Annotated in this window: 7 protein-coding genes; 5 read left to right on the top strand and 2 right to left on the bottom strand. The window is 44.5% G+C overall.

Annotated elements, in window-relative coordinates; all coding sequences use genetic code 11:
• Positions 1 to 183: 183 nt before the first annotated feature.
• From VRU48_RS16905 to VRU48_RS16885, 5 genes are all read left to right on the top strand, one after another.
• Positions 184 to 4,290 (top strand): DUF8696 domain-containing protein, encoded by a 4,107-nt coding sequence (locus tag VRU48_RS16905; protein ID WP_330109097.1) that lies wholly within the window; start codon positions 184 to 186, stop codon positions 4,288 to 4,290.
• Between the two features lie 67 nt (positions 4,291 to 4,357).
• The gene (locus VRU48_RS16900) at positions 4,358 to 5,260 is read left to right on the top strand and encodes a glycosyltransferase family protein (protein ID WP_330109096.1); all 903 of its coding nucleotides are present in this window, start codon (positions 4,358 to 4,360) and stop codon (positions 5,258 to 5,260) included.
• 122 nt (positions 5,261 to 5,382) lie between these two features.
• The gene (locus VRU48_RS16895) at positions 5,383 to 6,837 is read left to right on the top strand and encodes an alpha-L-fucosidase (RefSeq protein WP_330109095.1); all 1,455 of its coding nucleotides are present in this window, start codon (positions 5,383 to 5,385) and stop codon (positions 6,835 to 6,837) included.
• Between the two features lie 157 nt (positions 6,838 to 6,994).
• A complete protein-coding gene (locus tag VRU48_RS16890; RefSeq protein WP_330109094.1) occupies positions 6,995 to 7,366 on the top strand; it encodes a BlaI/MecI/CopY family transcriptional regulator in 372 nt (123 codons plus the stop codon).
• Positions 7,363 to 8,784 (top strand): M56 family metallopeptidase, encoded by a 1,422-nt coding sequence (locus tag VRU48_RS16885; protein WP_330109093.1) that lies wholly within the window; start codon positions 7,363 to 7,365, stop codon positions 8,782 to 8,784. The genes VRU48_RS16890 and VRU48_RS16885 overlap by 4 nt, the downstream gene beginning before the upstream one ends.
• 87 nt (positions 8,785 to 8,871) lie before the next feature.
• On the opposite strand, the gene VRU48_RS16880 is transcribed toward VRU48_RS16885, so the two are convergent.
• Complete coding sequence (locus VRU48_RS16880) at positions 8,872 to 9,627, bottom strand: class I SAM-dependent methyltransferase (RefSeq protein WP_330109092.1); 756 nt, start codon at positions 9,625 to 9,627, stop codon at positions 8,872 to 8,874.
• A gap of 87 nt (positions 9,628 to 9,714) precedes the next feature.
• On the bottom strand, positions 9,715 to 12,912 hold the full coding sequence (locus VRU48_RS16875; protein ID WP_330109091.1) for a S41 family peptidase: 3,198 nt from the start codon (positions 12,910 to 12,912) through the stop codon (positions 9,715 to 9,717).
• Between the last annotated feature and the right edge of the window lie 11 nt (positions 12,913 to 12,923).

The following is a 12,923-nucleotide window of genomic DNA, read 5'->3' as shown; positions in this document are numbered from 1 at the left end:
AATTATTTTAAAGCCCAATTGCTTTATCGGACACAAAGAAACATTTTTGTTCGGAAAAAATATAACTTTTAAGCTTTTAAATGGCCTGTGCTAAACTTGGGAGCAAAGCGTACCAGCCTAAAGTGGCAACAAACTTGAATATTTCTTTTACATTTACTGTTGATTCACATCCGTATTAAATTAATGTTCGTCAGCAAGCTCTTCCCTCGGTTATTCTTTTTATTGCTTTTCGGCCTCTTTTCTAGTACCGCACTTGCGCAACAACAGCCTATACCCGATTGGGTAAAAGACATTGGAGGCACAGGAGAGAGCAAACTGACGGGTATAGCCGTTGATAAGTTCGACAATGTTTACGTGGCTGGGAACTTTCAAGGCAAGGTCACCGTCGATCATTCAGGCGTATCGCCAGCGGTAGACCTGAATTCTAATGGTAACTACGATATATTTATCGCCAAATACACGGCTGATGGCAAACTGCTTTGGGCAAGATCCATTGGCGGATCAGGCCTGGACCAAGTGAACAATCTTACCGTCGACATTAGTGGCAATGTAATCCTGGGCGCTTCATTTGGGTCGGGCATTATCGATTGCGATCCAGGACCCGGTATTTTCAATGTAAGCAGCGCAGGTGGCGATGACGCCTTGATTGTGAAGCTCGATGCCAATGGAAATTTTTTATGGGCTAAGGGTTTGGGAGGTTTCGGCACCGAACGAGGCCACGTGGTCACTACCGACAACAACGGCAATGTGATTTTTGTAGGCGCATACGGCTCTGCAAGCATAACTTCTGGAAGTTTTACCCTGACCAATAAGGGCGGTTTAGATGGCTTTATGGTTAAATACGACCCCAATGGCAATACTTTATGGGCTTATGCCATCGGCAGTTTTAGCGACGATGAAATCAAGAGCGTAAAAACCGATTCGAATAATGATATTTTAGTGATGGGCTACTTTGTTGGGGGCGTAAACCTCAACCCTAAGGGACCGGCCTATAACCTCTCCAAATCTGTACCTACCTATTTTATTGGCAAGTACAGTACAAATGGCGATTTGGTTTGGGCCAATGAAATCGAAGCATCAGGCTCGCAAACGGTTTCATCTATTGCAGTTGGTCCAACAAACGATGTGTTTTTAACTGGGGTCTATTCGGGTCAGATCGACTTCAAATCGGCCACGAACATGCAATCGCTTACCGCTGTTGGCGCCAAAAACCTCTTTGTTACCCAATACAACAGCAACGGCAGAGTAGTTTGGGCCAGAAACATCCAAGGCAATGCCTCAAATCCGTATAGCTACTATATTACGGCCGATGTGGAGAACAGTGTTTACATCGGTGGCTTTTTTGATCAATCGCTTACCTTTTCCGATGGCACCAACAGCAAAACCATTACCTATCATGGCAACCGCGATACCTTTTTCGGAAAATTTAGTGGCACAGGCGATTACCTCTGGGCATTTAACTTTGGCAGCAGCTGCGTAGGAAACTATGGCCATAAAATAGCTGTCGATTCTAAAAAAAATGTACTGTTAGGTGGCGCCTTTTGCAGCACGGTTGATTTTAATCCGTCCACCTGCGAACTGAACTTAACCGCCAAGAATTTTAGTTCGGATGGCTATATCTCCAAATTCAACCAAGTTAAGCTCACAGGCGATCCTTTGATCATTTCCTTTGCACTAGCCGAGCAGAGTGAACCTGCAGTAATCGACAACGTAAACAAGAGAATAAAAATAAAGGTGAAAGAAGGCACCGATGTCACCAAATTAAGGCCTACTGTGCAAACCGACATTGGTGTGCTTACCCCACTTTCTGATACGGAGCTTGATTTTACCAATCCCAAGCCTTACATCATCTCGTCTAACTGTGTAAATTATATTTGGACGGTTGAAGTAACCGTAGCGGAATCAGGGAAACGGGAAGCCTGCTCTGAAGAAACCGTTAGTTTAAATGGCGAACCCGGAGCACCATCGAATGCCACCTTTCAATGGCAAATCAAAGATAGCAATGGGGATTGGATCAACGCGCCTAACACTTCGAACCAATCAGATTATATTTTCCAGAGCCCGGCCAACAATGGCAATGGCGACTTGATCATTGAATTAAGGCGAAAAGTAAGTGCTAGTGGCAACGACACCTATGATTCTGAATATACCTTGACCCTTCATGCTGTTACCACCAATAACCTCATTAGCACCACACAGACTGTTTTCTGCAACGGAACTGCTACCCTAACTTTAGATGGCACTGCACCGAATGGAGCAAACTCTATCGCTTCGGTTTTTGTGTGGCAACAGAGCAGCAATCAAACAGACTGGACCGACATCAGTAATTCGAATACCGAAGACTTTTCGCCACAGCCATTTACCCAAACCACTTACTTTAGGCGAATCACCAAATCGAATACGTGTAGCGTATGGAGCAATGTCTTGAAAATAGAAGTATACCCAGCGGTTACCTCGGCTCATGCAGGCGCCGACATCCAGCTTTGCGAAACCTCAACGCTGACCTTGGGTGCAAACTTGCCTGCTGCCAATGAAACAGGTACTTGGCAGGTGATGAGTCCTGTGGGCTACAATCCTTTTACGGCAGCCAACCTCAACGACCCTAAAGCCACTATTACTAACATCCCCCAGAACCAGGAAATCATCCTGAGGTGGACCATCAAACAACTGCAGGGCTGCGGCAGTACTTCCTATGCCGAACTCAAACTCTATAACTACGCCAAACCGATTGTTGCTATACCGGCAAGCACCACTATTAACCAAGGGCAAAGCATGGTGATCCCTGCATCCTTTACACCCGACCCCAACACCGCTTATACCTTTAAATGGAGCCCCTCAACCGGACTTGACGACGACAGCAAGTTAAATCCTACGGCAAGCCCTTTACAAACCACTCTTTATACGCTGACCATAAGTTATGGCCAAAACTGTACTGTTGTAGCCAGTACGAGGATTATTGTAGACAAGACAACCCAATTGGATGTGTGCTCCGAAAATACCTTCACGCTAACTGGCGATACCAATAATGATATTCAACCTATTTTTCAATGGCAAAAACTGGTGAATGGCAATTGGACCGATTTACCTGGCGAAAGCCAACAAAACCTCAGCCTAACTGCCGATCAAAACACTGGAAACAGTACAATTCAATTTGATTACAGAAGAAAGGTAACCGTTGGCAACATGATTTATTACGACTCGAAATATGAGGTTGCTGTTGCGTCAACTACTTTCAATAACCTGATTGGCGCAAGCGCTACAGTTTTTTGCAGCGGTACGGTAAACAATTTGCAACTAACAGGCAACAACCCAAGCGGTGCCTCAAATGCTACGATTAGTTTCAGTTGGGAGCAAAGCATTGATGGCGCTTCATGGCAGGCCATAGCAGGCAGCTCGAAAGACCTGACCGTTAACTCGCTTTCTCAAACCACTTATTTTAGGAGAACCACAAAAGCCACTAATTGTACAAGTTTGAGCAATATTTTAAAGATAGAGGTGTATCCTGTGGCAACCATTGCCAATGCAGGGCCAGATGCAAGCTATTGCAACGTGAGCAGGGTAACGCTCGATTCCAACCCTGTTTTGCCCAATGAAACCGGAAGTTGGCAGGTTGTTTCTCCAATCGGCTATCAGCCATTTACGGCTCAAAATGTAAATAACCCGAAGGCTACCATCAACAATTTGCCGCAAGGCCAACCGGTTAAATTAAGGTGGACCATTGATAATCCGGATTGCCAAACCTCCAGCAGTTCGGAGCTCACACTCATGTCTTATCCAGCCTTGATTTTACAGGCGCCAAGCCAGCAGTTTGTTGATTTAGGCAAAACCATTAATCTTGGCGTAAGTGCCAATTTAAGCAGTAATATTCCCTACACTTTTGTATGGAGCCCTCAAACTGGTCTCGATCAAAGCGATGTGCTCAGTCCAAATGCCAGCCCTACCGAAACCACCACCTATACGCTACAGGTTAATTACGGCGATGCTTGTATCAAAACCATTTCGGTAACGGTTAGGGTGGTCAAAGAAATCCAAATACCCAACGCCTTCTCGCCCAATTTGGATGGCGTTAACGATACCTGGGAAATCAAGAACCTTGACAGCCACTTAGGCTCCAAGTTGACGGTTTACAACAGGAATGGCACTATGGTTTATCAGGCTTTCAATTATGCTGGAGGCTGGGATGGCAAGCACAAAAACAAACCCTTGCCAGTGGGGGTATATTATTACGCCATTGCGCTCAACGACAAAAAATCGACTATCTATACCGGCAGCGTTACAATTATCAGGTAGAATCAAACAACTTATCCAAGCAAAGGATTCATCTCCTATCTTTGTGGCTACTTAACAACCCCATTTAATGCAGCACTTTGCGCCTATAGCCCTTTTTGTATACAACCGTCCCAAGCATACCGAGCGGACCCTAAAGTTTTTGCAACAGAACGAATTGGCATCGGAAAGTAGGCTTTTTATCTTTTCGGATGGGCCCAAAACCGCAGCCGACGAAGACAAGGTGAAAGAGGTAAGGGAGTTCATCAAAAAGGTAGAGGGCTTTAAAACTGTCGAAATTATTGAAAGTCCAACCAATATGGGACTGGCCAATTCGGTTATTGCGGGTGTTAGTCGGCTTACCCAAACCTACGGACAGGCCATTGTTTTCGAAGACGACCTGATTTCATCGCCCTATACCCTCACCTATTTTAACGAGGCGCTAAACCGTTATCGCGACGAAGAGAAAGTAATGCACATTGGGGCCTACATGTATGCGCTTAAGGACGAAAGCCTGCCCGAAAGCTTCTTTTACAGGGCGGCCACCAGCTGGGGCTGGGCTACCTGGGCAAGGGCTTGGCAACATTTCGAACCCAACATTGATACTTTGCTGGCGCAATTCGACTCCAAAAAGAAACACGCCTTTGCCATCGAAAACACCATGAATTTCTGGAAACAAATGCAGGATTTCAAGAACGGCAAAAACAACTCCTGGGCTATCCGTTGGTATGCTTCTATTTTTTTAAGAGGCGGATTGACCTTAAACCCTTCGCAATCGTTGGTCAACAATATTGGCCACGATGGCAGCGGCATCCATTCGGGACTGAGCGATATTTACAACGTTATCATCAACCCCAAACCCATTAAGCAGTTTCCAACCCTCATTGCCGAAAACGAGCAGGCTTATCAGGCCATTAAACACTTCCTGGCCAATCGCAAAGGCAGTTTGTGGGCAAGGATCAAGCGTTTTATAAAAGAGAAACTGAATTCATAAGCAACGCTGGAGTAGTTTTGGAAGTGCATGCTTTTTCCAATATCCTTTGATGAAAAGCCAATATAGTTTAATGGCCATCCAAAAATTAGGGTTAAGTTTGAATAGCTACCAAATCTATTCCCATGAACAAAATACTGATTTGCTGCCTTTTCGTGTGCAGCTTTGCTTATGCCCAAAAACCCATCAAGCCTTATGGTGCCACACCGTCTAAAAGACAATTGGCCTGGCACGATGTAGAAGTTTACGGCCTTATCCATTTTACACCAACCACCTTCGAAGACAAGGAATGGGGTTATGGCGATGCCGATCCGAAAATTTTCAATCCGACTAATTTTGATGCCGAACAGATTGTAAAAGCAGCTAAGGCCGGCGGTTTAAGGGGCATCATCCTCGTGGCCAAACATCACGATGGCTTTGCCTTGTGGCCAACCAAAACCACGTCCTACAACATTTCTAAAAGTCCGTTCAGAAACGGCAAAGGCGATTTGGTGAAGGAAGTACAGCTCGCCGCGCAAAAATACGGCCTCAAATTCGGCGTGTATTGTTCGCCATGGGACAGAAACAACCCACAATACGGCACACCGAACTACCTGGCCATTTACCAGGCGCAGCTTAAAGAACTGTACAGCAATTACGGTCAGCTGTTTATGAGCTGGCACGATGGCGCCAACGGTGGCGATGGTTATTATGGCGGTGCCCGCGAGAAAAGAAGCATTGATAACACCGTATACTACGACTGGAAAAATACCTGGGCCATTACCCGTAAAATGCAACCCATGGCCAATATATTTAGCGATGTAGGCCTTGATGTAAGATGGGTGGGCAACGAAGAGGGACATGCAGCTGAAACCAGCTGGGCCACTTTTACACCCATGCCTCCACAAGGCAAAAACGTGGCCGTTCCGGGACAGGCCAACTATCCAGAAAGTCCGGCCGGAATTAGGAACGGAAAATTCTGGATGCCTGCCGAATGCGATGTGCCTTTGCGAAGCGGCTGGTTTTTTCATGCCAAGCAAAAACCTAAAACGCCCGAAACCCTATTCGATCTTTATTTGAAAAGCGTTGGCCATGGCGCAGCCTTAGATTTAGGTTTGGCACCCGATACCAGAGGCCTCTTGCACGACGACGATGTGGCCGCCCTGCAAACCTTCGGACAGATGGTTAAACAGACTTTTGCCCAAAACCTGGCCAAAGGCGCCAGCATCAAATCGAGCAATACCAGAGATAAAACCCACGGCCCAGCCACGCTTTTAGATGGCAATAAGCAAACTTTTTGGGCAACTGCCGATAATGTGCACCAAGCCAGTTTAGAAATCAGCTTAAAAGCCCCTCAAACATTCGATATCATTAGTCTGCAGGAGTTTATTCCCTTGGGCCAAAGAATAGAAGGCTACAACATTGAAGTCTTAAAAAACAATACTTGGGAGAAAGTTTATGATGGAACGAGCATTGGGGCCAAAAGACTTATCAAATTGCCTGAACCCGTTACGGCAAGCAAAGTACGCATCAACATTACCCAATCGCCGGTATGTTTAACGCTTAGCGAAATCGGACTATACAAAAAGGCAAACCTGTAAATACATAAGCCTAGCCCTAACAACAGGCCAATCTTTATCGATTGGCCTGTTTCTTTTTTAACCGTTTGCTAGACTAGCTGGAATAAAATATTTCAGGAAACATTTGCAATTTCAGAATTTATTCTACATTTGTAGAGTTAACTCTAAATACGTAGACATGAGCTTATCGAAAACCGAAGAACAATTAATGGAAATCATTTGGAAAAAAGGCGAAATTTTCATGAAGGAAATTATAGAAACCTACCCCGATCCGAAGCCTGCAACGACCACCATTGCTACTTTACTGAAAAGAATGCAGGTAAAAAAGTTTGTCGGCTATCAACTTTACGGCAATTCGAGGGCTTATTTCCCACTGATCAAAAAAAGCGACTACTTCTCCAAGCATGTAAACGGAATGATCAAGGATTATTTCGACAATTCTGCCTTACAGTTTGCTTCCTTCTTTGCCACAAATACGAAGTTAAGCCAGAACGAACTGGAAGAACTTAAGAAAATTGTAGAGGCCCAAATCAAGAAAGGAGAATCATGATCACGTATTTGGCAAAATTCATCCTATGTTCGATACTATTTTTCATCGCTTATCTTTTCCTGCTGGAAAAAGAGAAGATACACCGCTTTAAGAGATTTTATTTGTTGGCCAGCCTAACTTTAGCTTTGGTCATCCCGCTAATCAGCATCAGTCAGTCTTCTACAGCTTTGCTGCATGAAACATCGACCTATTTAAACAATTACAATAGCCCATTCGATACGGCAGCACCCATCGGCCAAGCTTCCTTTGTGCAACAGCCAAGCAACAATTGGCCTTATCTTTTGGCCGCTGGCTACGCAGGGATTACCATCTTATTGCTTTTCAGATTTGGCCGCAACATTTATCGCCTTTGGCTACAGATAAAAAGGAGCAAAAAGACAACCTGGCATGGCACCAAGATCATCCTCGACGAAAAAATTACTGTGCCATACAGCTTTATGTCGTATATTTTTGTCAACCAAAGCGATTATGAGCAGCAACAGATCGCCGAGGAAATCCTGCAACACGAGTTGGCTCACGTTCGGCAAAAGCATTCTATTGATGTGCTGCTTGTCGAATTCCTGCGTATTTTCTTTTGGTTTAATCCGGTGCTCTATTTTTATCGCAAGGCCATTCAAACCAACCATGAATATTTAGCCGATGAAAATGTAATCGAGCTCTTTCAGGATATTTCAAGCTATCAGCTGATTTTGTTGCAGCATATCTCTAAACAAAATCGATTGACATTAACCAGTCAATTTACTTACCTAACCATTAAAAAAAGATTAATTATGATGAACAAGACCCTTAACCAAAAAATTGTGCTAGGAAAGCAGTTTTTATTGATTCCAACACTTGGCCTTGCCCTATTTTTGTTCAGCACAAGAACAGACGCACAAGTAAAATTCAACAGCAGCAAGCAAGCAGCACCCGGATCGACCACCCAGACCACTTCTACAAAAGATGGCGTTTCTTTAGCGGAAATGAAACAATACAGCGCTATCGAGGATAAGTATACCGCCAACAAATCAATCCAACTTCAAAAGGTTACAGCCGAAGAAAAACAATTACTAGAATCCATTTATACCCGAATGTCGGTTGCCCAGCAAAGAGAAGTAAAGATTATCTTTATTCGACAAAGAAGATTACAGCAAAAAACTCCATCGGCGACACAATTTGAAGCTTTTAAAAATGCCAATGAATATGGCGTATGGATCAATGATAAAAAAGTGGCCAATACCGAATTAGCCAATTACCAGGCCAACGATTTTAAGCAGGTTACGGTGAGCCGATTATATGGCAAGGCGAAGGAAAACAGAACCTACGCACAACAGGTAGATTTAATGACCACCGACTATTTTAACGATTACCTGGCTAAAACAAAGCCCCAACAAAATATCATGCTAGCGAGATACATGATTGCCAAGAACAGTAAATAGGCTAAAAATAGCTTTGCCCATCTTTCTAGCACACTCCGTTAAGATGGGCAAAGTTTTTGATTTTTAATCAGATATTATCGGCCTACGTTACAGGGTCGATTTTTTTGCTTCCAGGATAATATAGGGCGACAACTGTTTCGAATCGAAAGGAAAGATCTTACTGAATACCTTTCCGCCTAGCCAGATTGCTTTTTTAAACAACCTTACGCCAGCCGATTTTTCTTTCTCGTTTTCCAGCCATACGCTAAACCGGCCAAAATAACGCGACTGCAGTACTTCTAAACCTGCATCCTTGCAAATTTGGGCCAGCAATGCCGGATCCATGCAATCGATGTTGTGCTTATCGTAATTGGCCTTGTCGAAGTTCTTTTGGAACCAGCCGTTCAATGCCTTAAAATTAGGCAGGGTAATGAATAGGCTTCCGCCTGGTTTTACAAAGGCAATGTGTCGGTTAATGATATCGGCTGTATCGTTAAAATGCTCTATCAAACCGCAGCTCAGCACCAAATCATATTGCTTTTCGGGCACATAGCTGAACAGATCCGTTTCGATGATATGGATATCGTTTTTTTCGAGCCCGTTTACTTGGAGCAGTTGTTCGGTAATTGGCGGATGCACAAAATAATCGAGCAAGGTAGCCTCCAATTTGAGGTATTTTCTTAAAAAAACGGCATAATAGCCCGGAAATCCACCCAGCTCAATCGCGGTTTTAACCTTATTTTTTTCGCTGAGTTCGGCCAGTTGGCGATGAAAAAGATAGTTTTCAGGAATAACCACCGATAAATCAGTTTTGCTCTCCCAGTACTTTACCCAAAAATCCCTATCGGTTAATAAATTCGACATTATTCCTTTGTGCTATTGTTACTACTATTGTTGTATTGTTAAATTGTTTGCCTGAAGGCTTGTTTAATTGTAAGTATTGTTAAATTGCTACTTTAGATCCTTCATAATCTCGGCTACGGCTTTTTCCAGTTGCGGATCTTTGTTCTGCAGGCGGTCTTCGAAGGTATTTTTCACATAAATATCAGGTTTTACGCCTTCCTTTTCAATGTTCTTGCCGTCCATGGTATAGCAGCCCCACGATGGCAAACGATACGACGAACCATCAACCAAGCCTTTGGCTGAAGTAAAAATAATCCAGCGGTAGCTTTCCGTACCAATGATCTTGCCCAGTTTCAATTCCTTAAATCCGGCACCGGTCATTTCGGCATCGCTCAACGATTGTTCGTTAATCAAGAGCACAATAGGTTTCACGGCTGGCGCAAAGTTGCTTTGAGGCGACATTTTGCCTCCGCGGTATTTCCATTGCAGGTATGGCCTTTGCGAAAGGAAACGCAATACCTCGTCGTGCACATTGCCACCCGTATTGTAGCGCAAATCCAAAATAATGGCGTCTTTGTTGTTTTCTTGTTCTACCATATCGAGCAGAAAGCGTTCTAACTCGCCACCGCTCATGTTTTTCATATACGAATAAGCGATACGGTTATTGCCCCATTTAGCCACATTATCTCTGTTTTGGGCAATCCACTCGTCGTACAGGTTGGTTCTTAAAGCGCCAGCACTTTGCGGATGCACGTTTACATAGATTTTTTTGCCGTTGCGCATCAAGCCCAAACTCATTTCGCGGTCTAACGACGGCTTGCTGAAATAATAGTCGCGGTCCATTTTTTCGTCAACCTTAACACCATTCACTTCTACCAGTACATCTCCTTTTTGAATGTTCTCTCCGGCTAAAAAGGCATTGCTTTTAGCCACCACACGGGCTACTTGATAAGGCTTTTCATTATCGAATAAAATACCCGTTTCGTTGGTGATGTAATTCAGGTTCTTGCGTTCTTCTGCGCCAAAGCTGTTAAAGCCCATGTGCGACGAGTTGAGTTCGCCCAGCATATCGTTCAGCAAAATCCTCAAATCGGTACGGTTATTTACATAAGGCAGGTAAGCAGCGTAACGGGTTTTCATTTTTTCCCAATCCACGCCATGGAAATTCTCATCGTAAAAGTTTTCGTCGAGGCCTACCCAGGTTTCATAAAACATCTGGTTAAACTCGGCATTCAGGTTTCTGCTGAATTTATAGCCGTGGTCTACCTTGTCTAGTTTGTTGGCATCCGGATTATATTTATTGATGACACCACGGCTCAACACATAAAACTTGCCGCCGTTTTCTATCAGGTTAAAATCGCCACCGTCGCTTACCTTTTCGTTTTTGTTGTTCTCAAAAGGCTCCAACACAGTACGATATACCGACGGAGCGCCACCATCTTGGTTGGTGCTATAGTACACAAAAGTCTTGTCGCCTTTGGCAAAAACGTCAATCAGGTATTGGCTGCCAAAATTAGGGCTAACCTGTTCAATGCGGTCCAATATGCGTTGCGTATTGATGGTTATTAGTGCAGGTGCCTTTGGCGTTGGCTTGGTTTCGGCTTTCTTTTTAGCCGTATCGCTGGCCTTTTCGTTCTTTTGGGCAGGTGCTGCAGGCTTTACTTCTTTAGGCTCGGCAGGTTTGTCTTCCTTAAAAAGCTCGTCGAACTTATCCGAGCGGAAAGGCGTGTCGTAATTGTTCAGCGCCATGCGGTACACATGCGGATCGACAAGACCGGTTGGGTACGAAGGCTTGGTACGCGAACTGATGAAGTAAATGTATTTGCCATCTGGCGACCATACCGGGTTTGTTTCCGTCACCCCCGTATTGGTTAGGTTAATGGTTTTATCTTGTTTGATATCGTGTACCAAAATGTCTTGCTCAAAGTTGCGGAAAGCCGTAAACAACACATATTGATCGTTGGGCGAGAAACTTGGCGAGGCATTTTGAATGGCCCAAAACTCGTCTTTTACGATGGTTTTGCTTTCAAAGGTTTTAAGGTCGAGCAGGCGCAGCTCGTTGCGTCCGCTGAGGTAAACCGCCAGGGTTTTGGTTTTGTTAAAGGTAATGTCGCGGTTGTTGGCTTTGTCTTTGGTTAGCTGTTTGGCTGTTCCTTTGCCATCGCCGGTTATGGTGTACCAGTTTTGGTAACCGTTAAAAGTTTGGTTAAACAAAATGGTTTTGTTGTCGGCCAGCCATTTCACTTCCAGTGCGCGTTCGCCACTGTTGCTTATTTTTCTGATGAATTTGCCATCGATATCGCTCACAAAGATTTCGCCCCTCGATATAAACACAAACTTTTTGCCATCGGGCGAGGCATCAAAAGCCGAAATATTTCCGCGAACGTCGTATTCCTGTTCTTTGCTCAGCACTTGGTTACGCGTTGAAGCAATGTTTACCTTCTCGGTTTTTTTGCTGGCTACATCGTACACATACAGCTGGTAGTCTTTCTCAAAAACCACCGTTGTACCATTGGCAGCCACAAACGGACGTTTGATAGAAGTTTCGAAGCGGGTAAGCGCCGTTTTTTTGCCGTTTACGAAGGTGTAGAGGTTGTACTCTTCGTTGCCCTCGTCTGAAGCAAAAAACACATTGCCTTTTTGATCTACGCTGGCCCAAAAATCCTTGCCAATGTAATCGGTGTAGCGTTTATAGGCCTTGGTTTTAGGGTTGTACGACTGGATATCGGGGTTAAATGCCCCTTTGTAATGCTTGCGGTTGGCGAAGTTCTTGCTCTCCCAGGTATCGTTAAAGAAAAGTTCGCCGTTTGGCGCTTCGGCAATATTATGCGTAGTATTGAAATAATTGTCGAACAAACGAACAGCGGTTCCGCCGTTGATGCCCACTTTGTAGCTCGAATAAGAATTGTACCTGCCCGAGGTAAAATAAATGGTTTTCGAATCCCAGCTCCAGCCATCCACCTCGTCGGCGGCATCGTTAAAGGTCAGCTGCTTGATTTCGCCACCGGCCATCGGCATCAGGTAAACATCGTAATTGCCAAACTGGTTAGACGAGAAAGCCAGCCATTTGCCATCGGGCGAAACGCGGGCGTTGATTTCCTCGCCAGGCATAGCCGTTATGCGCGAAGCTAGGCCTCCTTTTACGGCCACTTTCCAAATATCGCCGTCGTAACTGAATACGATACTTTGTGCATCGGGCGTTAATGAGGGATAAGCAGCAAAATAAGTTTGGTCTTGTGCTTTGGCAAAACCTGGAAACAGCAACAGCAAAAATGCCATTGCGCCGAACATATTCTTCTTCATCATTTTGTTTATTG

Source organism: Pedobacter albus (genome assembly GCF_036324255.1).
In the GTDB taxonomy this organism is placed as follows: Bacteria; Bacteroidota; Bacteroidia; order Sphingobacteriales; family Sphingobacteriaceae; genus Pedobacter; species Pedobacter albus.
This window is presented reverse-complemented; position numbering and strand designations above follow the sequence as displayed.